The organism is Serratia sp. BFP-2025 (genome assembly GCF_050880365.1).
Lineage (GTDB): Bacteria > Pseudomonadota > Gammaproteobacteria > Enterobacterales > Enterobacteriaceae > Serratia > Serratia surfactantfaciens.
Window position 1 is genome coordinate 937,118 of sequence record NZ_JBPAFV010000001.1, and the last position, 22,320, is coordinate 959,437.

General features: G+C 60.0%; 22 protein-coding genes and 2 pseudogenes. 9 read left to right on the forward strand and 15 right to left on the reverse strand.

The genetic code is table 11. The features are described from left to right. Positions 1–4 precede the first annotated feature (4 nt). The 5 genes from ACRAWE_RS04300 to ACRAWE_RS04320 are packed head-to-tail and all read right to left on the reverse strand — an operon-like array spanning position 5 to position 4,451. Positions 5–1,120 (reverse strand): muconate cycloisomerase family protein, encoded by a 1,116-nt coding sequence (locus tag ACRAWE_RS04300; RefSeq protein WP_154746426.1) that lies wholly within the window; start codon positions 1,118–1,120, stop codon positions 5–7. A gap of 3 nt (positions 1,121–1,123) precedes the next feature. Next, on the reverse strand, positions 1,124–1,885 hold the full coding sequence (pcaD, locus tag ACRAWE_RS04305) for a 3-oxoadipate enol-lactonase (RefSeq protein WP_063918578.1): 762 nt from the start codon (positions 1,883–1,885) through the stop codon (positions 1,124–1,126). Positions 1,886–1,893: 8 nt separating this feature from the next. Beyond that, positions 1,894–3,096, reverse strand: coding sequence for a 3-oxoadipyl-CoA thiolase (gene pcaF / locus ACRAWE_RS04310; protein WP_063918577.1), 1,203 nt, complete (start codon positions 3,094–3,096; stop codon positions 1,894–1,896). After that, positions 3,074–3,754: a 3-oxoacid CoA-transferase subunit B gene (locus ACRAWE_RS04315; RefSeq protein ID WP_063918576.1), complete on the reverse strand. Its 681-nt coding sequence runs from the start codon at positions 3,752–3,754 to the stop codon at positions 3,074–3,076. Before ACRAWE_RS04315 ends, pcaF begins: the two co-directional genes overlap by 23 nt. A 10-nt stretch (positions 3,755–3,764) precedes the next feature. Further along, entirely contained in the window at positions 3,765–4,451 is a 687-nt protein-coding gene (locus ACRAWE_RS04320; RefSeq protein WP_015378315.1) for a 3-oxoacid CoA-transferase subunit A, read from the reverse strand. 243 nt (positions 4,452–4,694) lie between these two features. On the opposite strand from ACRAWE_RS04320, the gene ACRAWE_RS04325 reads away from it, so the two are divergent. Continuing rightward, positions 4,695–5,528 (forward strand): IclR family transcriptional regulator domain-containing protein, encoded by an 834-nt coding sequence (locus tag ACRAWE_RS04325; RefSeq protein ID WP_015378314.1) that lies wholly within the window; start codon positions 4,695–4,697, stop codon positions 5,526–5,528. 10 nt (positions 5,529–5,538) lie between these two features. On the opposite strand, the gene ACRAWE_RS04330 is transcribed toward ACRAWE_RS04325, so the two are convergent. The 4 genes from ACRAWE_RS04330 to ACRAWE_RS04345 all read right to left on the reverse strand — a co-directional run bounded on the left by ACRAWE_RS04330 (position 5,539) and on the right by ACRAWE_RS04345 (position 9,093). Further along, a complete protein-coding gene (locus ACRAWE_RS04330) occupies positions 5,539–6,501 on the reverse strand; it encodes a Dyp-type peroxidase (protein WP_019453524.1) in 963 nt (320 codons plus the stop codon). 34 nt (positions 6,502–6,535) lie between these two features. Further along, positions 6,536–7,453 carry a bestrophin family protein gene (locus tag ACRAWE_RS04335; protein ID WP_015378312.1) on the reverse strand — a complete coding sequence of 306 codons (918 nt, stop codon included), beginning with the start codon at positions 7,451–7,453 and terminating at the stop codon, positions 6,536–6,538. A 58-nt stretch (positions 7,454–7,511) separates the two neighbouring features. After that, entirely contained in the window at positions 7,512–8,354 is an 843-nt protein-coding gene (gene fdhD / locus ACRAWE_RS04340; protein WP_432524964.1) for a formate dehydrogenase accessory sulfurtransferase FdhD, read from the reverse strand. Positions 8,355–8,475: 121 nt separating this feature from the next. Then, positions 8,476–9,093 (reverse strand): TetR/AcrR family transcriptional regulator, encoded by a 618-nt coding sequence (locus tag ACRAWE_RS04345; RefSeq protein WP_432524966.1) that lies wholly within the window; start codon positions 9,091–9,093, stop codon positions 8,476–8,478. Between the two features lie 100 nt (positions 9,094–9,193). On the opposite strand from ACRAWE_RS04345, the gene ACRAWE_RS04350 reads away from it, so the two are divergent. The 6 genes and pseudogenes from ACRAWE_RS04350 to umuC all read left to right on the forward strand — a co-directional run bounded on the left by ACRAWE_RS04350 (position 9,194) and on the right by umuC (position 13,579). Further along, complete coding sequence (locus ACRAWE_RS04350; RefSeq protein ID WP_019453527.1) at positions 9,194–10,144, forward strand: alpha/beta hydrolase; 951 nt, start codon at positions 9,194–9,196, stop codon at positions 10,142–10,144. A gap of 223 nt (positions 10,145–10,367) precedes the next feature. After that, a pseudogene (locus tag ACRAWE_RS04355) lies at positions 10,368–10,559 on the forward strand (DNA polymerase V); the annotation flags it as partial. Between the two features lie 213 nt (positions 10,560–10,772). Continuing rightward, the gene (locus ACRAWE_RS04360; RefSeq protein WP_126181107.1) at positions 10,773–11,144 is read left to right on the forward strand and encodes a hypothetical protein; all 372 of its coding nucleotides are present in this window, start codon (positions 10,773–10,775) and stop codon (positions 11,142–11,144) included. Between the two features lie 313 nt (positions 11,145–11,457). After that, positions 11,458–11,637, forward strand: a pseudogene (locus ACRAWE_RS04365) (SOS response-associated peptidase family protein); the annotation flags it as partial. Positions 11,638–11,825: 188 nt separating this feature from the next. Further along, positions 11,826–12,260 carry a translesion error-prone DNA polymerase V autoproteolytic subunit gene (gene umuD, locus ACRAWE_RS04370; RefSeq protein WP_050578390.1) on the forward strand — a complete coding sequence of 145 codons (435 nt, stop codon included), beginning with the start codon at positions 11,826–11,828 and terminating at the stop codon, positions 12,258–12,260. Between the two features lie 2 nt (positions 12,261–12,262). Beyond that, complete coding sequence (umuC, locus tag ACRAWE_RS04375) at positions 12,263–13,579, forward strand: translesion error-prone DNA polymerase V subunit UmuC (RefSeq protein WP_432524969.1); 1,317 nt, start codon at positions 12,263–12,265, stop codon at positions 13,577–13,579. A 27-nt stretch (positions 13,580–13,606) separates the two neighbouring features. On the opposite strand, the gene aceE is transcribed toward umuC, so the two are convergent. Next, positions 13,607–16,282: a pyruvate dehydrogenase (acetyl-transferring), homodimeric type gene (gene aceE, locus ACRAWE_RS04380; RefSeq protein ID WP_432524971.1), complete on the reverse strand. Its 2,676-nt coding sequence runs from the start codon at positions 16,280–16,282 to the stop codon at positions 13,607–13,609. A gap of 154 nt (positions 16,283–16,436) precedes the next feature. Here aceE and ACRAWE_RS04385 point away from each other — a divergent pair, with 154 nt between their 5' ends. Then, a complete protein-coding gene (locus ACRAWE_RS04385) occupies positions 16,437–16,874 on the forward strand; it encodes a MarR family winged helix-turn-helix transcriptional regulator (protein WP_015378305.1) in 438 nt (145 codons plus the stop codon). On the opposite strand, the gene ACRAWE_RS04390 is transcribed toward ACRAWE_RS04385, so the two are convergent. Both ACRAWE_RS04390 and ACRAWE_RS04395 read right to left on the reverse strand, forming a co-directional pair. Beyond that, positions 16,875–17,954 carry a transketolase-like TK C-terminal-containing protein gene (locus tag ACRAWE_RS04390; protein ID WP_432524973.1) on the reverse strand — a complete coding sequence of 360 codons (1,080 nt, stop codon included), beginning with the start codon at positions 17,952–17,954 and terminating at the stop codon, positions 16,875–16,877. A gap of 242 nt (positions 17,955–18,196) precedes the next feature. Continuing rightward, complete coding sequence (locus tag ACRAWE_RS04395) at positions 18,197–18,427, reverse strand: hypothetical protein (protein WP_282958464.1); 231 nt, start codon at positions 18,425–18,427, stop codon at positions 18,197–18,199. 18 nt (positions 18,428–18,445) lie between these two features. On the opposite strand from ACRAWE_RS04395, the gene ACRAWE_RS04400 reads away from it, so the two are divergent. Continuing rightward, positions 18,446–19,609, forward strand: coding sequence for a colicin-like pore-forming protein (locus ACRAWE_RS04400; protein ID WP_244889092.1), 1,164 nt, complete (start codon positions 18,446–18,448; stop codon positions 19,607–19,609). A 52-nt stretch (positions 19,610–19,661) separates the two neighbouring features. On the opposite strand, the gene ACRAWE_RS04405 is transcribed toward ACRAWE_RS04400, so the two are convergent. From ACRAWE_RS04405 to ACRAWE_RS04415, 3 genes are read right to left on the reverse strand one after another with little or no spacing between them, the layout of a single operon-like run. Then, entirely contained in the window at positions 19,662–20,078 is a 417-nt protein-coding gene (locus tag ACRAWE_RS04405) for an RbsD/FucU family protein (protein WP_211129616.1), read from the reverse strand. Between the two features lie 49 nt (positions 20,079–20,127). Beyond that, positions 20,128–20,892, reverse strand: coding sequence for an SDR family NAD(P)-dependent oxidoreductase (locus ACRAWE_RS04410; RefSeq protein WP_021505753.1), 765 nt, complete (start codon positions 20,890–20,892; stop codon positions 20,128–20,130). Between the two features lie 21 nt (positions 20,893–20,913). Then, the gene (locus tag ACRAWE_RS04415) at positions 20,914–22,149 is read right to left on the reverse strand and encodes an MFS transporter (RefSeq protein WP_277495990.1); all 1,236 of its coding nucleotides are present in this window, start codon (positions 22,147–22,149) and stop codon (positions 20,914–20,916) included. Between the last annotated feature and the right edge of the window lie 171 nt (positions 22,150–22,320).

Below are 22,320 nucleotides of genomic sequence, written 5' to 3' on the forward strand. Positions count from 1 at the left end.
GTGGTTATTTGCGGCGGTAAAAGCGCAGTTTGTCTTCATCGATATCGAGCCCCAGGCCAGGGCCTGACGGTAGACTGACGTGACCGTTGGCGAAACGCAGCGGCGTGGTGACCACGTCGTCTTTCAGCAACAGCGGGCCGAACATCTCGCTGCCCCAATCCAGCTTCAGCGTCGACCAGGCGTGCAGCGAGGCGACGGTGCCCAGCGTGCCTTCCAGCATGGTGCCGCCATAGACGCCGACTCCGGCGGCCTGTGCGACCTGCGCCAGTTTCAGCGCCTGCGCCGGGCCGCCGGCCTTGGCTATCTTCAGCGCGTAGGCGCCGGTAAAGCCGCCCGCAGCCAATGCATAACCGTCGTGAGCGTCGGCCACCGCCTCGTCGGCCAGGATCGGCAGAGTGAAGCGCTGACTGAGGCGGATTAACGCCGTGCGATCCCATTGCGGCACCGGCTGTTCGACCAGATCGATGCCGATCTGCTGCAGCGCCGCCATTCCGCGTACGGCGGTGGCGGCATCCCAGGCCTGGTTAACATCGACGCGAATGCTGATCTCCGGTCCCAGCGCTTGCTTGATCGCCAGGGTGTGGTGCAGATCTTCCTCCAGCGGCCGGGCGCCGATCTTCAACTTGAAGGCGCGATGACGGTCTTCCGCCAACAGGCGTTGCCCTTCGATGATGTCTTGCTGCGTATCGCCGCTGGCCAGCGTCCACAGCACCGGCAGAGTGTTGCTGAGCGCGCCGCCGAGCAGGGTGCTGACCGGTAGGCCGAGGCGTTTGCCCTGGGCATCGAGAAAGGCGGTTTCCAGTGCCGACTTGGCAAAGGTATTGCCCTGGACCTGGCCATTCATCAACGCAACCAGCGGCGCCAGACCGCTGAAGCTTTTGCCGCTCAGCAGCGGCGCGAGGTAGCCGTCGATCGCCGACTTGATCCCCTCCGGGCTTTGCGGGCCGTAGCTCAGCCCGCCGATAGTGGTGGCTTCCCCCCAGCCGATCAGGCCGTCGGCGCAGGTCATGCGCACCAGCGTCAGCGTTTGGCAGCCCATAGTGGCCATCGACAATTTGTGTGGCCGAATAGTGGGGATATCCACCAGCCAGCTGTCGATGCGTTCAATGCGAAGTTCCATGTTTCATTCCTTTTCAGTAAGAAACTCGACAACGCAGCGGTTGAAGAGATCCGGACAGGCGATGTTGGAAATATGCGATGCCGGCAACCGCCGCAGGTCGGCGAGTGGCGCATTGGCGACTAAAAACTCGGCGTCCGCCACCGTCGTGACCGGATCTTGCTCACCGGCAATCACCCGCATCGGCCGCGTCATCGAGGCGACCTCGGCGCGCAGGTCGGCCCGCGCCAGCGCCTCGCAGCAGGCGGCGTATCCCTGTGGATTACCGGCTGCCAGCGCCGCCACCAGCGCCGCCACCTGCTCGGGGTGGCGTTGCGCGAATGCCACGCAGAACCAGCGCGCGGGGGAGGCGGCGGCGATCGGCGCCAACCCGTGTTCCCGTACCTGCTGCGCGCGTTGTCGCCAGCCTTCGGCGTCGCCGATGCGGGCGGCGGTATTGGCGACCACCAGCCGGCCGATGCGCTCGGGGTGATAACGACTGAGCCAGAGCCCGGTCAATCCTCCCATCGAAATGCCGCAAAAATGGGCGTTCGGCGCATCCAAATGGTCGAGCAGGGTGATGACGTCTTCAGCCAACTGCTGCAGTTGCAGTGGCGCTTTCGCCAACGGGGTGGCTCCGTGGCCGCGCTGGTTGTAACGCAATAGGCGAAAGCGTTCGGTCAGCGCCGCCAACTGCGGTTGCCACATCTCGAAAGTGGTGCCCAGCGAGTTGGACAGCACCAGCAGCGGTGCGTCGGCCGGGCCGTCGAGACGATATTCAATATCCATGATTGACCTCATACCCGTTCGATAATCAGCGCAATGCCCTGACCGACGCCGATGCACATGGTGCACAGCCCGTAGCGCCCGCGCGTTTTCCTCAATTGCCAGGCGGCGTTCATCACCAGCCTGCCACCGGAGGCGCCCAAAGGATGGCCGAGCGCAATCGCGCCGCCGTTCGGGTTCACCTGCGGCGCATCGTCGCGCAGTCCCAGCTCGCGGGTCACCGCCAGCGCTTGCGCGGCGAAGGCTTCGTTCAGTTCGATCACGTCCATCTGTTCGAGGGTCAGGCCGGCAATATGCAACACTTTGCGCACCGCCGCCGCCGGGGCAAATCCCATGATCGCCGGTTCGATGCCGGTGACAGCGCTGGCCACGATGCGCGCCATGGGCTGCAGGCCATGGCGCGCCATGCTGCGCTCCCCGGCCAGCAGCAGCGCACAGGCACCGTCGTTCAGGCCGGATGCGTTGCCGGCCGTGATGCTGCCCTGCGGGGCGACCACCGGCCTGAGTTTTTCCAGTGCGGCTAAGGTGGTGGCGCGCGGATGTTCGTCCTGGCTGAAGGTCAACGGCTCGCCCTTCTTCTGCGGGATAAGCACCTCGATCAGTTGGTCGCTGTAAAAGCCGCTTTCCTGCGCGGTGGCGGTGCGTTGCTGGCTGCGCAGGGCGAAGGCGTCCTGATCGCGACGGCTGATGTCGAATTGCGACGCCACGTTTTCGGCGGTCTGTGGCATCGTGTCCACGCCATACAGCGCCTGCATTTGCGGGTTGATAAAACGCCAGCCCATGGTGGTATCTTCAATCTTCATCGCGCGGCTGAAGGCGCTTTCCGCCTTGCCCATCACATACGGCGCCCGCGACATGCTTTCCACGCCGCCGGCGATCATCAGCCCGCTCTCGCCGGTTTTGATGGCGCGCGCCGCAGCCGCCACCGCATCCAGGCTGGAGCCGCACAGGCGATTGATGGTGCAGCCGGGCACCTGCACCGGCAGACCGGCGAGCAGAAGCGCCATGCGCGCGACGTTGCGGTTGTCTTCCCCCGCCTGATTGGCGCAGCCGAGCAGCACGTCATCCACCTGGCTCCAGTCGAGCATCGGATGACGTGCCTGCAGGGCTTTCAGCGGCAGAGCGGCCAAATCGTCGGCGCGTATGCCGGCCAGGCTGCCGTTGAGGCGACCGAAGGGCGTGCGGACGGCGTCACACAGATAAGCTGGATTCATGGCGCGGTTCCCCGTGTTGAAGGGTGAAAGTCAGTGCGACCGGGGTGACGTCCTGCAGCTGTTGCGGAGTCAGGCCGGCAAATATTTCGCGCACCACCAGTCCCTGGGGGGTGACATCCATCACCGCCAGATCGCTGTAAATGCGGTCGATGCAGCCGACGCCGGTCAACGGATAGCTGCATTGGCGGACGATTTTGCATTCACCCGTTTTGGTCAGGTGTTCGGTCATCACAAATACCTGGCGTGCGCCGATCGCCAGATCCATCGCGCCGCCGACCGCCGGAATCGCCCCCGGTGCGCCAGTGCTCCAGTTCGCCAAATCGCCGCGTTCGGAGACCTGATAGGCGCCCAGCACGCAAATATCCAGATGGCCGCCGCGCATCATGGCGAAAGAGTCGCCGTGGTGGAAAAAGCAGCCGCCTTTCAGCAGCGTAACCGGTTGTTTGCCGGCATTGATCAATTCCGGGTCCTCTTCGCCCGGCGTCGGCGCCGGGCCCATGCCGAGAATGCCGTTTTCGCTGTGCAGGAAGATCTCTTTATCGGCGGGCAGGTAGTTGGCGATCTGAGTAGGTATGCCGATGCCCAGATTGACGTAGGCGCCTTCGGGAATATCGCGCGCGATGCGCTCAGCCAGCTGTTGATGGGTCAGTTTGCTCATGATGCGCTCCTTAAGCCGAAAGCCGTGCTGCACGGGGAGAAGAGGGCACCAGGCGTTGTACGAAGATGCCGGGCGTGATGATGTTCTCCGGATCCAGTTCGCCCAACGGCACCATATGGTTGACTTCGACGATGGTGCAGTTGGCGGCCATCGCCATAATCGGCCCGAAGTTGCGTCCGGTTTTGTCATAGCGGAGGTTGCCCCAACGGTCGGCTTGTTCTGCCTTGATCAGCGCGAAGTCGGCCTTCAGCGGCAGTTCGAAAACATATCGGCGGCCGTCGATCTCGCGGGTTTCCTTCCCTTCCGCCAATTGGGTGCCATAGCCGGTTGGGGTATAGAAACCGCCGAGCCCGGCGCCGGCGGCCTGGATGCGCGCCGCCAGATTGCCTTGCGGAACCAGCTCCAGCTCCAACTCGCCACGGCGGTAGAGGTCGTCAAACACCCAAGAATCAGCCTGCCGCGGAAAAGAACACACTACTTTGCGCACACAGCCGGCCTTCAGCAGAGCCGCCAGACCAAAATCGCCGTTGCCGGCATTGTTGCTGATCAGCGTAAGCGCGCGTGGCCGGTGACGGATCAGAGCATCCAACAGTGCGTAGGGTTGCCCGGCCGGGCCGAATCCCCCAACCATAAGGGTGGCGCCATCCGGAATATCTGCGACGGCGGCGTCTGCGGACGCCATGCTTTTATCGATCATCAGTTCTCCTCAAGGCTCGGTTAGGACGTTGCGCCAACAAATAGCGGGTTTGAAATTAACCTAGAGGATGAAAAAAACATCATCAAGTGCGAATATCAGAACATTGTGCGATTATCGATACATTGAGGGTTTAGGTCTGCATTTTGTGATGCAGGCAGCTAAATCGGCATCGGATGCGATACGCAGGGCTTTACTGCCGTATTGAGCGTGTAAATTGAGTGCAGATACTAATGGGAGGCCTGAATGAGTGAAGTTCCTGAATTTGGCACTGAAGAACTGCGTCGCCTGCAGGAGATCGGTGATTTAAGCAACGACCAGTACAAGGGCGACCCTAATTTTATGGCCTCGCTGGCCAGAGGGCTGGAGGTGTTGCAGGCCTTCAAGCCGCAATATTCGCAGATGTCGGTGTCCGAGATCAGTCAACAAACCGGCATTCCGCGCGCGGCGGTGCGCCGTTGTTTGTATACCCTAAGAGCGCTGGGATTCGTGCATTGTCCCGATGGGCGCCACTATCGCTTGCTGCCGCGCGTGTTGACTATTGGCCACGCTTATCTTTCCTCCTCCGAGCTGGCGAAGGCGGCGCAAAACTCGCTGGACTATCTCAGCAAATTGCTTAATGAATCCTGCTCGGTGGCGACGCTGGACGGCGATAACATTTTGTATATCGCCCGCGCCTCGGTTAAACGCATCATGACTATCGATCTGGGGCGCGGCAGCCGTCTGCCGGCTTATGCGACGTCGATGGGGCTGGTGTTGCTCAGCGCGCTGGACGAGGGAGAACTGGAGGATTATCTGTCGCGGGTCACTTTCGAACCGCTGACCGAGTTTACCGTCACCAGTGCGGAGCAGCTGCAGGAACAGTTGGCCAGGGTACGCAGGCAGGGGTATGCCATCAACGATCAACAGCTGGAGATCGGCCTGCGTTCCATTGCGGTGCCGATGCATTCACGTAAAGGCGGGGTTGTTGCGGCGATGAACGTTGGCGTCAATGCGTCGCAGATCTCGGCGGCGGAGCTGCGCGAACGAGTGCTGCCGCAGCTGCAGCGCACGGCGATGGAGCTGGCGCTGCTGCTGTAGGGCAAGCGGATTAGTGCAGTTCGGCGCCGCTGCGGTCGGCCAGCGTTTCCAACAGCGGGGCGGAAGGCACGAAGAACAGAGTGCCGGTCACCGCGTGGCTGAAATCGAGCAGCCGATCGTAGTTGCCGGCCGGGCGGCCGATGAACATGTTTTCCAGCATCTGCTCGATCGGCTGCGGAGAGCGCGCGTAGCCGATAAAGTAGGTGCCGAATTCGCGCAGGCCGGGGCGGCCGAACGGCATGTTGTCGCGCAGGATCTTCACCTCGTTGCCTTGCTCGTCAGTGATGGTGGTCAGAGAACTGTGCGACGACGACGGTTTGACCGCTTCATCCAGCTCGATGTTGGATTGTTTGTGGCGGCCGATGATCTTCTCCTGCGTCTCCACGCTGAGCGAGTTCCAGCCCTGCATGTCATGCAGGTATTTTTGCACCAGTACATAGCTGCCGCCGCTGAACGCCGCGTCTTCGTCGCCGATCACCGTGTAGTCGAAGGCCTCGTGCCCCTCCGGGTTTTCCGTGCCGTCGACGAAGCCGATCATGGCGCGCTGATCGAAGTAACGGAAGCCGTGCACCTCCTCGATTACCGTTACGGCGTCGCCGAGCTTGCCGATCAGCTGAGAGGCCAGTTCGAAACACAGATCCATTTCATCGGCGCGGATATGCAGCAGGATGTCGCCGGGCGTGGCGACCGCGACGCGCTCCCCGCTGCCGATCGGGCTGAACGGGTGCAGCTGGCGAGGGCGCGGCGCGCCGAACAGCGTATCCCAGGCTTCGGAGCCGAAGCCGCAGACGCAGGTGAGATTGCCCGCCGGCGCGCGTTTGCCGACCGAACGCACTACGGCGGCGATATCGCCGCACCAGGCGCGCACCGCCGCCAGCTGGGCGGGAACCGGCGACAGGGTGGCGACGATGAAGATGGCATGGCGCGTTACCGGCGTGAATACGGCTTGCGGCGAAGTGTTATTTGCATTCATTGCATTCGGCTCCAGTGTGTTCGGGTGAAAGAGATCAGATCAAATTAAAGTGCTCGTCGGGTTTCATCGGCGGCGGCAGCGGGCTTTGGTCGTTCATTTCCAGCAGGTTGCGCTCGATGGTATTACAGATGGCGTTTAACGGCAGATGGTTGGCCGACACGCCGAACGGATCTTCCAGCTCTTCGGCCAGTGAGTCCCAGGATAAGAAGGTATAGGAAATGAACACCGAAACAAATGGTGTCATGTAATGCAGGTCGGTTACCAGGGCGAAAGGCAGCAGGCTGCAGAACAGGTAAACGGTGCGCTGCAGGATTAGCGTATAGGCGAACGGCACCGGGGTGCTCGCGAGCCGTTCACAGCCGCCGAGGGCGTGGGACAGCTCGCTCAGCTTGTTGTCGAGCAGCTCGAAGGTGATGTCGCTCAGCAGGCCCTGATGGCGCAGTTTGCCGATCTCCTGACCCAGCATCAGCAGAATGCGGTTGGTCGGCATCGGGCTGGCGATCACTTCGGCCAGCTCCTTGCTGCTGAGATTGTGGTACAGATCGGCGGTCGGGTCGGTGGCGCGCAGCTGATGTTTCAGGCTCCAGCTGAAAGCGATCAGCAGCTTGGCGACCTTTTGCTGCACCGCCGGTTCATCCGGCAGCAGGCTTTTGATCTGACGCAGCAGGGAGCGCTCGGTAATCAGCAGCGAACCCCACAGGTTGCGCGCTTCGACAAAGCGGCTATAGCCGGCGTTATTGCGAAAGCCGAGAAAGATGGCGATGGCGATACCCAGCAGGCTGAACGGTGCGATGGTTAAATGCACGCCGAGCTGCTCGTACCATTGGTAGCTGATCACCGCCACTATCGACATCAGCACGTTCAGCGACAGGCGAAAGGTGATCTTTGACAGCACGGAACCGTGCCAGGCGAACAGGCGAAAAAACCAGTTCTGGTTCGGGCGAATTATCATGACGTTGGCGCTTCCTGGTGTCCTGCTATTGAGAATAGTCGATTCTTATCCGGCGGCGTTATGCCGCCGTCGTCGATTGCCAGAGCCGCTGCGGATGCGTATAGACGGTGGCGCGTCCCGGCTTGCTGAACCCCACCAGCGTCAGGTTGCTGCGTTCGGCCACCTCCACCGCCAGGCGGGTGGCAGCGGAAACGGCGAACAGGATCTCGACGCCGCACATGGCGGATTTTTGCACCATTTCATAGCTGGCGCGGCTCGAGACCAGCGCTGCGCCTTGCCACCACGCCTGTTGGCTGCGGTAGCCCAGCAGCTTGTCGAGCGCCACGTGGCGGCCGACGTCTTCGCATCCGCCGCTGAGCGCGCCGTCCGGTTGGATCCAGGCCGCCGCATGGGTGCAGCCGGTCAGTTTCCCTACCGTTTGCACCCCTTGCAGCTGCGCCAACGCCCGGTCGAGCAGGGCCAAATCGAAGCGTTGCGTGAAGGGCAGCGGCGCGATGGGTTGAGCGACCTCCTGCAGCTGTTCCACCCCGCAGACGCCGCAGCCGGTGCGGCCGGCCAGGCTGCGGCGCTTCTCTTTCAGCTGCATAAAGCGGCGGCTCGAGAGCTCCACATGCACTTCGATGCCGTTGCAGGCCGGTTGTTGACGAATGTCGTAGATATCGTCGGGGGAGGCGATGATGCCTTCGGACAGCGAAAAACCGATGGCGAAGGCCGCCAGGTCTTTCGGCGTCGCCATCATCACTACGTGGGAAATGCCGTTGTACACCAGGGCGACCGGCACTTCTTCCGCCAGCCAGTCTTGTTGCGCCTGAGCCAGATCGTTGCGCTGCCAGACTGCGTGGCGCGACAGGCAGGCCGAGTCGGCATCGCCGGGTTCGTCGAGAATCAAATGCTTGTTCATGATGGTTTCGCGGCGCCGGCGGATACAGCGCCGGCGTCAGATAGAGTCTGATGAGTGATAGCCGATTTTATCATAGATGGCGTGCTTGAACAGGGCGAAACGGGGCGTCTTTGCCACCGCCTTACGGCGCGGCGCGCCACTGCCCGAGATAGCTCGTGACCGCCCGCGTCGCCTCGCGGCAAATGGCCGGCGAAACGGTGCCTTCCCGCGCATAGCCGTATTTCATGCAGGCGAACGCCAATTCTATGGCGATCAAGACGACGTCGGGATCTGACGGCAGCGCATCAAGTTCGGGCAGCTCGCGCACTTTGGCACGGAACATCTCGCCGATCGTCAGGTTCTTGGCGGCGTGCGCCTCTTGCTCCGGTTCAGTGAACGCGCCGCTCAGCAGCAGGACGCTCGCCGCCGGATGCGCGTTGTAGTAGCGGGCGGTGGCCGCCACGGCGGCATTCACCCAGTCGTGCAGAGTGCCGGCGCTCTCGAGCTCCGCTTCACGCAGCGCCTGCGCCAGTTGCGCCATATGGCTCTGAGCCAGGTGTGAAAACAGCGCGTATTTGTCCGGGAAGAACGGGTAGATCGCGGCGCGCGGCACATCGGCCGCTTCCGCCAGAGCGGGAATGGAGGTTTTTTCCGGCCCGAGGGTGGCGAGCATCTGTTCGGCGGCGCTCAGCACTTTGGCCATGCGCGCCGCCGCGCGTTCCTGAACCGGCACGCGCACATTTTTTTTTGCTTGCGGCATCGCTTTTTCCGACATAAGTTGTATTTTAATAATCCGACATTTGTTGGATTATACTGAAATTGAACCCGTCAACCAAGCGCCATAACACCAGAGGTTTCGTATGGAGAATTACGCCAATCAATCTCACTGGCAGGAGATTCAACGATTCCTGCCGGAAAATTTTCGGCTGCGGCCGGGGGAAGAACCGACCGAGGTGTGGTGGCCCTGGCGGCAGCACCGTATTCATCTGGACTGCTATCGCCGCCCGGAGGCGCCGGTGAAAGTGATCCTGTTTCATGGGGTCGGCACCAACGGCCGACAGATGTCGACCATCCTGGGAGCGCCGCTGGCGCGCCGGGGGATAGAGACGATCGCCGTCGACATGCCGGGGTACGGAATGACGCAGATGGGCGGCCAACGGCGGCGCGTGCGTTACGACGACTGGGTGCAGATCGGCAGCGATCTGATCGACGCGGAACGGGCGAAGGATGCGCGGCCGATTGTGCTGTACGGCCTGAGCGCCGGCGGGATGGAGACTTACCACGTGGCGGCGTTGAACCGGCAGGTGAAAGGCATTGTCGGCATGACGTTTCTCGATCAGCGTGAACAGCAGGTGCGCGACGAGACGGCATTGAATCTGTTGATGAGCCGCCTGGGCATTCCGTTGGCGCGGCTGACGGCCGCCACGCCGCTGGCGGGTATGGCGATGCCGATGGCGCTGGCGAGCAAGATGCATGCGCTGGTCAATGACAAGGCGGCGCTCAAGGCGTGCCTGGCGGACAACACCTCGGCGGGAGCCTGGGTGACGATGCGGTTTTTGGCCTCGTACGCGGAGTATGCACCCGCCATTGAACCGGAAGCGTTCGACGTTTGCCCGGTTCTGTTGACGCAACCGGCGCAGGATCGCTGGACGCCGTTGCACCTGAGTGAACTGTTTCTGCGGCGCATTCGGCGGGTGCCGGTGACCACCGTGATGCTCGAGAACGCCGGGCATTATCCCCTCGAGCAGCCGGGCCTCGATCAGATGGTTGAAGCGGTGCATCGTTTTTGCCTGGCCGCGGCGGAGCGGTGAGGCGACGGCGCATGTTCTGAAGACGCCACTGCAGCTCAGCATGTTATCCACAGTTTTAGTGGATAACGTGTGTGCAAGGCAGAGTGAAACCGTTAGCAGGCGTAAAAAAAAATCGCTCAGAAAATTATTATATTACGCGTCAAACTGTGTTCTGACGGGGGATAGGGGGTTTCACGCGTTCGCGTTTTGTTTATGCTTTACTGTATAAATATACAGTTTGGTTATGAATATGCTGAGCACTTCAAGGTTGTATGCTTTTTCACCAGGTGAGCCCCTGACGTTACCGCTGTTTGCCGATCGTGTGGCCTGCGGTTTTCCTTCACCGGCGCAGGACTATGTCGAGAGCCGGCTGGATATCGGCAAGCTGCTGGTGCGCCATCCTAATGCCACTTATTTCGTGCGCGCCAGCGGTGAGATGGAGCGAGCAGGATGGATCAGGCACTACCGACAGATTAAGAAACTGAGCATCCGAGAAACAGCAGACGCGACAGGCTACAGTACTTCCCAAGTTTGTCGCATTCAGGCCTTCTATAAAGAAGTTGAGACTGATTAAAAAGCAGCCTTAATGTACAATAATTTTCTATATCCAAACTGACCCCATGAACAATCAATGAGTTAGAGGTGAAAGATGATTTCATACAAAAAAACCATACCTGCTCTTGTCATATTCGCTTTATCTAATGCTGTGGCATATGCGAATGATTTCGACAAATCAAATGAAGCGATGGCAATTTCAGCAATAGGTTTTTCTGGCTCAAATGCTCGTGTTGCACATGATGTTTGTGGGGCAACCAATGAGAAAATTGATAAATATAAAAAACAAATAAAAGACTCATTAACTAGAACATTAAAGTATGAACAGTCAGGATTCGATACACATTGGGATAATGGTTGGAAAAATGCTGATTTTTTGGTTAAGTCATTAAGTAATGATGAAGCCTATAAAAAAGAATATTGCCAAGAGGTTTTAGATGGAATTAATAATCCTGAAATGAATTAAGGATTATTCCTTATTCGGGGTTCTACGCCGGAACCCCAGATTTTTCCGTCCGCTGAAATTATCCCCGGTTGAGCAGCTTTATACCGTCAGCTCGCAGTGGACCATCAGGGGAAATGTGGCGGTACAGCGTTTGTCGGGTTATCCCAAGCTCCTGGCATAACGTACTGACTTTCGTCTCTGGCCGTCCCATTGATGCCATTGCCAGTCGCAATTTTATTGGCGTCATTTTGTAAGGCCGTCCGCCGTTCCTCCCGTGGGCTCTTGCTGAGGCAAGGCCTGCCGCTGTTCTTTGCGGCGCTGTACGCAGCAGAGACCGACGGCCGCGCGCGACTGGCTCGACACCCGCTTAGTCCCGCCCTCTGGTCAAATGCAGGCTGACGTGTACAGCCTGCAGGCAGAGGATTTCGTCTGGCAACCGGTATCGCCCGCCGTCGGCGCCGTTCGCAATGACAATCCCTCACTCATCCTGCCCATCGATACGCCAACGGTCTGAGTGCTGCATTATCCACAGTTTTGGTGGGTATCATGTGTGCAAACACACGTGAAGAACGCCAAAAGTTGCAGGAAAAATCACTCAGAAAATTATTATATTACACGGCAAAGTGCGATCCGCCGGGGAATTAGGGGTTGCACGCGTTCGCGTTTTGTTTATGCTTTACTGTATAAATATACAGTTTGGTTATGAATATGCTGAGCACTTCAAGGTTGTATGCTTTTTCACCAGGTGAGCCCCTGACGTTACCGCTGTTTGCCGATCGTGTGGCCTGCGGCTTCCCTTCACCGGCGCAGGACTATGTCGAGAGCCGGCTGGATATCGGCAAGCTGCTGGTGCGCCATCCTAACGCCACCTATTTCGTGCGCGCCAGCGGCGAATCGATGATCGACGGCAATATTCGGGATGGCGATCTGCTGATCGTCGACAGCGCCCTGACGCCAGAGCACGGCAATATCGTGATCGCCGCGGTGGACGGCGAATTCACCGTCAAAAAACTGCAGCGCCGGCCCGACGTGCGGCTGTTGCCGATGAATCCCGCCTACGCGCCTATCGTGTTTGACGACGAAGCGCAGCTGGAGATCTTCGGCGTGGTGACCTTTATCGTCTACGCGGCACTGTAGCCATGTTCGCCCTGGTAGACGTCAACAGCTTCTACGCTTCCTGCGAAACCATCTTCCGACCCGACCTGCAAGGGCGGCCGGTGATCGTACTGTCCAACAACGACGGCTGTGTGATCGCCCGCAACGCCGAGGCGAAGGCGCTGGGCGTGCCGATGGGCGCGCCTTATTTCAAGATCAAAGAGGAGATGCGTCGCCGCAACGTCGCGGTGTTCTCCTCCAACTACGCGCTGTACGCCGATATGTCCCGCCGGGTGATGGACACGCTGGAGGAGATGGCGCCGGCGGTGGAGATTTATTCGCTGGACGAAGCCTTTCTGCGGCTGGACGGCGTGGTGCACTGCGAGGCGCTGGAACCGTTCGGTCATCGGGTGCGCGATCGCATCCGGCGCGAGCTGCATTTGACGGTCGGGGTCGGCATTGCACCGAGTAAAACGCTGGCCAAGTTGGCTAACTTTGCCTCCAAGAAATGGCGGGGGACCGGCGGCGTGGTGGACTTGTCCGATCCGGCGCGCCAGCGCAAGCTGCTGGCGTTAATCCCGGTGGAGGAGGTGTGGGGCGTGGGCCGCCGCCTGACCCGTCAGCTGCAGGCGATGGGCATTCACACCGCGCTGCAGCTGGCGGACTGCGATACCCGGCTGGCGCGTAAAACCTTCAGCGTGGTGCTGGAGCGCACGATACGAGAGCTGCGCGGCGAGTCATGCCTGCAATGGGAGGATGAAGCGGCGGCCAAAGAGCAGATCATCTGTTCCCGTTCGTTCGGCCAGCGCCTGACGCATTACCCGCACATGCGCGAGGCGATCTGCAGCTACGCCGAACGCGCCGCCGAGAAGCTGCGGCAGGAAAAGCGCTACTGTCGCAATGTGTCGGTGTTTATCAAAACCAGCCCGCATTCGGCGGGCGAAGGGTATTACAGCAATATGGGCACCGCCCGGCTGCAAACGCCGAGCAACGACAGCCGCGACATTATCGCCATGGCGGTGCGCGCGCTGGAGAGCATCTGGCAGGAAGGGCGACGCTACCTGAAGGGCGGCGTGGTGCTGGGGGATTTCAGCGCCGCCGCCATGGCGCAGATCGACCTGTTCGACGACTGTCCGCCGCGCCGCAACGGCAGTCAGCTGATGGCGACCATCGATCGTCTGAATCAGGAGGGGCGCGGGCGTGTGTGGTTCGCCGGGCAGGGGATCGTCAAGCCGTGGCAAATGAAGCGCGAAATGCTGTCGCCGGCCTACACCACCCGGCTGGCGGATATCCCGGTGGTGCGGCTGGGGGAGCGGGCGCCGCGTGATGCCGAGCCGAAGGCGGAAAAACGCCGCGGGTGACAGCCGGCGGCGTGGGTAGGCTATGCGTTACTTCACCGCTGCCGGATCCGGCTTATCGGGGGCGATGCCATACAGCACCATGGCGCGGTTGACCTCGCTGCGGGCGATACGGCCTTCGTCAGCCAGCAGTTTCAACGCGGCGAGCGCGATGAAATGGCGGTTGACCTCGAAGAACTCACGTAGCGCCTCGCGGGTGTCCGAGCGGCCAAAGCCATCGGTGCCCAAGGTGATAAAGGCGCGGTCCGGCAAGAACGGTTTGATCTGATCGCCGACGATCTTCATATAGTCCGTCGCCACCACCACCGGGCCAGGATGCGCCGCCAGCAGACTCTGTATATAAGGGACTTTCGGCGGGTCTTCCGGGTGCAGCAGGTTCCAGCGTTCGGCCGCCATGCCGTTACGGCGCAGTTCGCTCAGGCTGGTGGCACTCCAGATATCGCTGGCGACGCCAAAGTCCTCGGCCAACAGCGCCGCCGCCGCCAGCGCCTCGCGCATGATGGCGCCGCTGGCGACCAGCTGAGCGCGCGGGCTCTCTTGGTTTGCCGTTTCGTTCTGTTTGAGCAAATAGGCGCCCTGGATAATCCCGTCCTCCACGCCCGCCGGCATCGGCGGCTGCGGGTATCCTTCGTTGAGCAAGGTGATGTAGTAGTAAATATCCTCTTGTTCAACGAACATCCTGCGCATGCCGCTCTGAACGATCACTGCGAGTTCATAGGCATAGGTCGGATCGTAGGAGACGCAGCTGGGAATGACGGAAGACAGCACGTGGCTGTGGCCGTCGTCATGCTGCAAGCCTTCGCCCATCAGGGTGGTTCTGCCGGAGGTGGCGCCGAGCAGGAAGCCCTTGGTGCGCGCGTCTGCCGCTGCCCAGGCGAGATCGCCCACCCGCTGCAGCCCGAACATGGAGTAAAAGATATAGAACGGGATTGTCGCGACATCGTGGTTGCTGTAGGCGGTGCCGGCGGCGATCCAGGTCGATATCGCGCCGGATTCGTTGATGCCTTCCTGCAAAATCTGGCCGTCTTTGGCCTCTTTGTAGTAGCTGAGCTGCCCGGCGTCTTGCGGGGTATACAGCTGGCCGAGCCAGGAATGGATGCCAATCTGGCGGAACAGGCCTTCCATGCCGAACGTGCGCGATTCGTCCGGCACGATGGGCACAATCAGTTTGCCGATGTTGGCGTCTTTGAGCAGCGTGCCGAGGATATTGACGAAAGCCATGGTGGTCGACATGTTGCGTTCGCCGCTGCCCTTCAGCAGGCCGTCGAAGCGCGATAGTTCCGGTATCGCCAGCGGAGCGGATTGGCCGAAGCGGGCAGGGATGTAGCCGCCCAGCGCAGTGCGCGTCGCGGTGATGTACTTCGCCGCCGCGCTGTCGGGTTCAGGCTTCAGGTAAGGGATCTCTGCCAGTTGGGCGTCGGAGATTGTCAGCCCTAAACGGTCGCGGAAGGCTTTCACCGCATCCTGGCTCATTTTTTTCAGCTGGTGGTTGATGTTCTGCCCTTCACCGGCTTCCCCCATGCCAAACCCTTTGACGGTTTTGGCCAGCACCACCGTCGGTCTGCCCGTGGTATGCACCGCCTGATGGTAGGCGGCGTACACCTTTTGCGGATCGTGGCCGCCACGGTGCAGCGCCCAGATCTCATCGTCGCTCAGGTCGGCGACCAGCTCGAGCAATTCCGGGTACTTGCCGAAGAAATGCTCCCGCACATAGGCGCCGCTTTGCGATTTGAAGGTCTGGTAATCGCCGTCGACGCACTCCATCATCCGCTGCATCAGCAGTCCGGAGCGGTCTTTTTGCAGCAGTTTGTCCCAGCCGCTGCCCCAGATCACCTTGATTACCTGCCAGCCGGCGGCTTTGAAGGTGCCCTCCAGTTCCTGAATGATCTTGCCGTTGCCGCGCACGGGGCCATCCAGCCGCTGCAGGTTACAGTTCACGACGAAGATCAGGTTATCGAGTTTTTCTCGTCCGCCCAGCGCAATCGCCGCCAGCGATTCCGGTTGATCCATCTCGCCGTCGCCGAGGAACGCCCACACCTTTCTTCCCTGGTGAGGTTTCAGCTCGCGGTATTCCAGATAACGCATGTAGCGCGCCTGGTAGGCGGCGGTCAGCGGCCCCAGCCCCATCGAAACGGTGGGATATTGCCAGAAATCCGGCATCAGCCGCGGGTGCGGGTAGGAGGAGAGGCCACGGCGCGCGGATTCGCGACGAAAGTTGTCGAGCAGCTCCTCGTCGATGCGGCCTTCGAGATAGGCGCGGCCATAAATACCGGGGGCGGAGTGGCCCTGGATATACACCATGTCGCCGGCGAAATCATCGGTGCGCCCACGGAAGAAGTGCGTGAATCCCACATCGTAAAGCACTGCGGCCGACTGGTAGGTGGCGATATGCCCGCCAACGTTGGAATGTTTGCCGGCGCGCAGCACCATCGCCATGGCGTTCCAGCGAATAAACGCATTGATGCGCGCTTCAGCGGCCAGATCGCCGGGATACGTCGGCTGCTTATAAGCCGGAATGGTGTTCACGTAGGGCGTGGTGACCATGCTGAAGAAATCGCCGTGTTTTCGCTGATCGGCTTCGGCCATTTTCTCCAGTAAAAAATGCGCGCGCTCACGGCCGTCGATATCGGTGACGCCTTCAAATGCCTCAAGCCATTCAGCCGTCTCTTGCGGGTCAAGATCTGCTTTAACCACGGGTTGGTTCATAAAAGCTCCAAATGTACTTACCTGATAAGGCGCTGAGCGATACAGGGATTTATTGAATTGCAAGTGCAAGAGTTGCAAATGCAATAATGGCGAAAGCCACTCTATCCCTTTACAATTGCAATTGCAACTCACCGCTTTTGACGAGAAAAATGACATGACAGATAAACAACCCGACCTGTGGTTCTCCTTTGTGCGCGCGCATCGGGCGATGATCAGAAAGATAGAGGCGAAGTTGTCGGAGGCGGGGCTGCCGGTTTACGCCTGGTATGACGTGTTATGGGGATTGGAAAGCGGGGAAAACGGCACACGCCGCATGCATGAGCTGGCGGACGTGTTGGTGATTGAGCGTTACAACCTGACCCGCCTGATGGATCGCCTGGAAAAAGAGCGGCTGGTCACGCGTTTTCGATCGGATGACGATCGCCGGGCCTCCTTCGCGACTATCACCGAGGAAGGCAAGGCCCTGCGGAAAAAGATGTGGGAGATCTACCGCACGGTGGTCAACACCCATTTTCTCAACCAGTTCAGCGAAGAAGAGATCGCACGCTTCTCCGACGCGTTGGACAACGCGATGCAGCTGGCCAGAGAGTGATCAGGCATCGGGTGTGATGTGCAGAACGCGCAGCGCATCGGCGATCAGCGCCGAAGGGATTTTCTGCTCGTCGGCCAGCAGTTTGAGGGCGCAGAGCGCAATCCATTCCGCCTGCGGGTAGTGGATTTCGCCGCGCACCCGTGAATCTGAGCCCACCGCGGCAAAGCGTGCGGGAATGAATCGCTTGAGCTGATTGGCAATCAGGTGCGAGTAGTCGGTGACGGCGACGACGGGGGCATTCCCGGCACCTAGGCACGTTTTCAGATGGCATTTGCCGCCGCTGTCCTGGCGCTGCATGTCGGCGAGTTCGGCGTCCTGCGCCAACCGCGTGTAGCTGGGGCAGCTCCAGATTTCAGACGCAATCCCCCAGTTTTTCAATACCTCGGCCGCCTGCTGAACGCGGGCGAGCGCACGGCCGGCGCCGCACAGACGAACCTGCAACGGTGAGTCTGCCGCGGTGGCGACGCGATACATTCCCTTGAACGCCTGTTCTGCGACAAACGGCTCCCCTGAAGAGAGGGGGCCATTGTCTGCGTTGGTCGCGAGATACACCATTTTCCTCGTTCCTTCCAGATAGAGCGCGCGCAGGGCGTGATGGAGTATCGCGCCGGTTTCTCTGGCATTGGCCGGATCGAAAGGCAACCAGCCCGGCATGGCCGTGAGCTGAAGCGGGAACCAGGCCTGAACGCCTTTCGGCAAATCGGCACTGCCGGTATCTGCATCGCTGATGAAAATCCCCTTGCGATTGGTTTCCGGCTCAAGCCCGCGGAGCATGTCCACCGAGGGCGTGTTGACGAAGTAAAACAGCGGCTTCTCATAACGCTCTGATTGATGGCCAAACCAGAGCGGCCAGGCGGTGGCGTAGCGGGAAATCGGCGGCTCGGCGCGCCTTCTGCCGTCGATAAGCCAGATGTCGCCGCTGGCGTTGAGTTCGCCCAGAGTTTGCGCCGTCCAGGCGCTGGCAGAAGGGCGCGAAGCGCCGGCTTTTTGGCTGGCGGAGGTCATCTTGCGGATACAGGCTTCGGCCAGGGTTTGGGTTCTGGCCGAGGCGGCGGGCAGTGTTATACGTTGAGGCGACATGCGGAGCATTCTCTTTAAGTTGCAAGTGCGATGATTGTAATTGCAATTCATGGCGTGTGCCAATGACTTCTGAACAGGTCGCAGCCATCCAGGTGTGTCCCGCGGCGATATATTCAGGTTCTGCAGACGCGATCCTATTTGTTTCACCGACCAGACAGCCGCCATCCGTTGTCCTTATTTCTGCAGTTTTTTATAAATGACGGGCAGCTAAAAACGGTTTGCCGATAGGGATAATGCGCGTGTCAATCCGCGTTAAACGAGAATATCGGCATCTTAAAAATAAAACGAAATAAGGATGAAAGCATATGCCTGGATTTAATTATGGCGGTAAAGGAGATGGGACTAACTGGAGTTCTGAACGCGGTACGGGCCCTGAGCCGGGGGGCGGCGATAAAGGCCATTCCGGCGATCGCGATCGCGGCGGCGCCGGCGTTGGCAACAGCCCGGAACAGCAACAGATAGCGGCGATCCAAAACGATCCGGCGCTGCGCATGAAGCTGGAGGCGGTGATTAAGGCGGCGCGCAGAATTAACCCGGATGCGAAATTGCATATTGAAAGCGTCAGCCCATCCGGCACGCTGAGCCTTTCCGCCACCGGTTTGACGGCCGAGCAGGCGAAGCACATTGGCCTGGGGGGGCTGGTGATGGGGGTCAACGCCAAGGGGGTGACAGTGGCGATCGGGGATATCGAAACCGGCCATGCGCGCAAGCCCTCAACTCCTAGCAAAGGCGGCAACAATGGCCTGAATGCCGGGCAGATCGGCGCCTCTTCGTTAGGCAGTTTCGTGACAGACTCGCATCGCGATCGGCCCGTCAGCGGCTGGCATGGCAACGGCAAAACCGGCGAATTCTCGACGACCCGCACGACCGGGAGTTACTACGGTTTTCATCATTTGAAGGTGGAAAAGCAAGACGGAGTGGCGACCTACAACCTCTACTATAAGGCCAATAAGAACCGGCCCGCGTTTATCGCCGTGGTGAGAGGGGATAACCTGAATGCCATGGAGGTGAAATATGCCAACGGCAAACCAGTAAAATCGCCCGGCTCGGTAAAAACGATCGTTAAGGAATTCGTCGAATATCAAAATGCGGAATTAAAAGCCATCAAGGATGGCGTCAGCCTGGCCGCAGGTATCAATAAAGATATCGCGGAAAAGATCGGCGCGAAATACGCCAAACTCGCCAAGGATTTGGAGGCGGGAATACAAGGAAAATATATCCGCAACGTGCAAGATGCGGAGAAAACCTACGAGCAATTGACGAAGGGCCTGAACAAAAAGCTTAAGGCGCAGGACAAAGCGGCGATTGTCACCTGGCTGAAAATGATCGATGCGGAACAGTATGCCCGCAATGCGCGGGTATTGGGCAAGGTCTTCACCGGGGTGGATTGGGCGATCAAAGGCGCGGATCTGGTAAACGCCGCGATTGAAGGTTTCTCAACCGGCAACTGGAAAGCGTTCCGCAACCAGCTCGAAGCGCTCGGGTTGTCGATCGGCGCAGGGTATACGCTTTCCGCTATCGCCGCGTTTTTCGCGCCGACGCTGGTGTCGTCGACGGTGGGCATTTTCGCCTTCGCTTACCTGTTTGGCTGGGCCACCAGCTATATCGATGCGGAACGTGCGGGGGAGCTGGAGAAGTGGGTCGCTGACCTGTAACGGCATGAGGGGGCTGGCCCCCTCATTTTACCCCTCACACCTTCTACCTCTTTCACACCACCGGCGCCACCGTCAGCAGTAGATTGGCGAAACGGCGCTGTTCGCCGGAGGCGATCACCAGCAGCGTTCGATCCGATTTGACCGCGGCGTAAAACGCCTCGCGCGGCAGGTGTTCGACCGGGCAATGTGCCGGCAGCAGCTGCCGGTATTCGGTTTCGATGGTGTTGGTGAAGTCCGGCGGGCAGGCCATCAGCGCCGCACTTTCCACGTTGATGCAGGCCAGCAGTTTTTCCAGGATCGGCGGGGCGGCGAGCGTGCCGGGCGCCAGGTTCAGATAGACCACGGTGGCGTCTTTCGGCGCATGCGTCATGCAGGCGTAGTTGCCGTCGGCGATCAACACCTGGGTTTTATGCCCGCATTGCGCCAGTGCGGCGAGCAGCGGCGGGTGAATGATGGCGGATTTGATCATAAAGCGATTCCTGAATGGGCGGGCGGCAAGCGCGCCGCCCGCAGCTGAATTACATGCGATAGATGCCGCCGTTGATGTCGAGAGTCGCGCCGGAGATAAAGCCGTCGTATTCCGCCGCCAGGAAGGCGATGGCGCGCGCCACGTCGTCCGGTGTGCCTGCGCGGCCCAGCGGGATGGCGCGAACGGTTTCCTCCGCCGATGCCTGGGTGGTGTGGCGATTGTGGAAACGGGTGCCGAGGATCAGGCCGGGCGCCACCGCATTCACCCGGATGCCGTGCTCGCCGAGCTCCGCCGCCAGCGAGCGCGTCCAGGTGAGTACCGCGCCCTTGGTGGCGGAATAGACCAGCGAGCCGGCGTGCCCGCCGGCGCGGCCCGCCTGTGAGGCCAGGTTAACGATGCTGGCGCCGTCCGGCGCCGCTTTCAGGTGCGGCAGCGCGCTCTGGGTGACGTTCAGCATGGTGGTCATGTTCACGTCGATCACGGTTTGCCAGAAGGCGCGGTCGATCTCGCCCAGCCATTTGCGCCCGACGATGCCGCCGACGTTATTGATCAGGATATCGATGCCGCCGAGCAACTCGGCGCCGGCCGAGACGCAGCGCAGCGTTTCGTCGGTATCGATGAGATCGGCGTAGCCGTAGGCGGCCTTTTGCCCCAATGAATGGGCCAGCGCCACCAGCGCTTTGGGGCCGCTTTCGTCGCTGTGATAGTGAAAATAGATGTCGCAACCGGCCTTGATCAGCCGCTCCGCGGTGGCGCGGCCGATGCCCTGTTCCGCCCCGGTGATAAAGACCTTTTTGCCCGCAAGATCGCCCATGATTGACTCCTTATTGGTTCGTTAAGAATTGATGACGCCTTCACGCTGTTTGGCGCAGTAGAAAATGCAGATCAACCCGGTGGCCAGCAGGCACGAAGCCAGGAAAAACAGCCCCGGCGCGCTGCTGCCGGTCAGATCGTTCAGCACGCCCACCGCATAGGGAGCGACGAAACCGCCGATATTGCCGATGCAGCTCACCACCGCCAGCCCGGCTGCTGCGGCCGCGCCGGTGGATATGTTGGCGGGCATGGATAGGAACGGCGGCACGGCGGTATAGATGCCGATGGCGGCGATGCACAGGAATGACAGCGCGACGAACGGGTCGTATTTAAAAAATGTCACCGCGCCCATCAGGCCGATGGCGGCGATCACCATGCTGAGGCCGGCGAACACGCCGAGTTTTTTGGTTTTGCTGGCCCACAGACTCCACGGATAGACCAGCAGCGCGGCCAGGCCGTAGGGAATGAGCGCCAGCAGGCTGACGCGGAAGATATCGCCGCCGGAAATGGCGCTGATGATCGACGGCAGCCAGGTGCCGAAGCCGTAAATGCCGCACACCATGCCGAAGTTGAGCAGCGCGTAGAGCAGGTATTTCTTGTTTTTAATGCCCTTGAGGAAGTCGCCCAGCGTGATTTTAGAGCCGGATTTGGAGCGGCCGGTGTTGCTCATCAGCCAGGCTTTTTCCTCCACGTTCAGATAGCCGACATCCTTGGGCGAATTCTTGATCAGGAACGGAATCAGCAGGCCGATGACGATCGGCGGCAGCCCTTCGAGAATGAACAGCAGTTGCCAGGGGGCGAACCCGAACCAATCGTGCTGAATATTGAGAATAAAGCCGGAAATCGGCGAGCCGACCGCGTTGGACAGCGGCTGGACGATGATGAACATGCCGAGAATTTTAGTGCGGTACTTTTCCGGGAAGAACACCGTGAAGTAATACACCACCGAGGGAAAGAAACCGGCTTCGCACACGCCCAGCATAAAACGGCAAATATACAGCTCCATCGGCGTGCGCACAAAACCGAGCAGGGTCGCGAAGATGCCCCAGGAAATTAATATTCTGGCGAACCAGATGCGCGGGCCGAATTTTATGGTGCCGGCGTTGCTGGGTATTTCAAACAGAAAATAGCCGATAAAGAAAATTCCGGAGGCGAAGCCGAAGGCCGAGGCGGTCAATCCCAGATTATCTTCCAACGCTTTGGCGGCGTAGGCCATATTGTTGCGGTCGAGAAAGGCCAGGAAATACAACAAGATCATGAGGGGGACAATATGCAGCGTCAATTTCCTGATGGCGCTGCGTTCAATATCCTTTGGCATTGTTTTTTTCATCATGGTTTTTCCCCATGTGGTTAATCGGAATAATAGCGGCCCGGCCCAAAGTCATGAGCGGAGTGCTGAATAACGACGTTGCGTGCATAAAGCGTCGCG

Coding starts and splice junctions, on each gene's coding strand:
- ACRAWE_RS04300 (WP_154746426.1), bottom strand. CDS start 1,120: ATGGAACTTCGCATTGAACGCATCGACAGCTGGCTGGTGGATATCCCC.
- pcaD (WP_063918578.1), bottom strand. CDS start 1,885: ATGGATATTGAATATCGTCTCGACGGCCCGGCCGACGCACCGCTGCTG.
- pcaF (WP_063918577.1), bottom strand. CDS start 3,096: ATGAATCCAGCTTATCTGTGTGACGCCGTCCGCACGCCCTTCGGTCGC.
- ACRAWE_RS04315 (WP_063918576.1), bottom strand. CDS start 3,754: ATGAGCAAACTGACCCATCAACAGCTGGCTGAGCGCATCGCGCGCGAT.
- ACRAWE_RS04320 (WP_015378315.1), bottom strand. CDS start 4,451: ATGATCGATAAAAGCATGGCGTCCGCAGACGCCGCCGTCGCAGATATT.
- ACRAWE_RS04325 (WP_015378314.1), top strand. CDS start 4,695: ATGAGTGAAGTTCCTGAATTTGGCACTGAAGAACTGCGTCGCCTGCAG.
- ACRAWE_RS04330 (WP_019453524.1), bottom strand. CDS start 6,501: ATGAATGCAAATAACACTTCGCCGCAAGCCGTATTCACGCCGGTAACG.
- ACRAWE_RS04335 (WP_015378312.1), bottom strand. CDS start 7,453: ATGATAATTCGCCCGAACCAGAACTGGTTTTTTCGCCTGTTCGCCTGG.
- fdhD (WP_432524964.1), bottom strand. CDS start 8,354: ATGAACAAGCATTTGATTCTCGACGAACCCGGCGATGCCGACTCGGCC.
- ACRAWE_RS04345 (WP_432524966.1), bottom strand. CDS start 9,093: ATGCCGCAAGCAAAAAAAAATGTGCGCGTGCCGGTTCAGGAACGCGCG.
- ACRAWE_RS04350 (WP_019453527.1), top strand. CDS start 9,194: ATGGAGAATTACGCCAATCAATCTCACTGGCAGGAGATTCAACGATTC.
- ACRAWE_RS04360 (WP_126181107.1), top strand. CDS start 10,773: ATGATTTCATACAAAAAAACCATACCTGCTCTTGTCATATTCGCTTTA.
- umuD (WP_050578390.1), top strand. CDS start 11,826: ATGAATATGCTGAGCACTTCAAGGTTGTATGCTTTTTCACCAGGTGAG.
- umuC (WP_432524969.1), top strand. CDS start 12,263: ATGTTCGCCCTGGTAGACGTCAACAGCTTCTACGCTTCCTGCGAAACC.
- aceE (WP_432524971.1), bottom strand. CDS start 16,282: ATGAACCAACCCGTGGTTAAAGCAGATCTTGACCCGCAAGAGACGGCT.
- ACRAWE_RS04385 (WP_015378305.1), top strand. CDS start 16,437: ATGACAGATAAACAACCCGACCTGTGGTTCTCCTTTGTGCGCGCGCAT.
- ACRAWE_RS04390 (WP_432524973.1), bottom strand. CDS start 17,954: ATGTCGCCTCAACGTATAACACTGCCCGCCGCCTCGGCCAGAACCCAA.
- ACRAWE_RS04400 (WP_244889092.1), top strand. CDS start 18,446: ATGAAGCTGGAGGCGGTGATTAAGGCGGCGCGCAGAATTAACCCGGAT.
- ACRAWE_RS04405 (WP_211129616.1), bottom strand. CDS start 20,078: ATGATCAAATCCGCCATCATTCACCCGCCGCTGCTCGCCGCACTGGCG.
- ACRAWE_RS04410 (WP_021505753.1), bottom strand. CDS start 20,892: ATGGGCGATCTTGCGGGCAAAAAGGTCTTTATCACCGGGGCGGAACAG.
- ACRAWE_RS04415 (WP_277495990.1), bottom strand. CDS start 22,149: ATGATCTTGTTGTATTTCCTGGCCTTTCTCGACCGCAACAATATGGCC.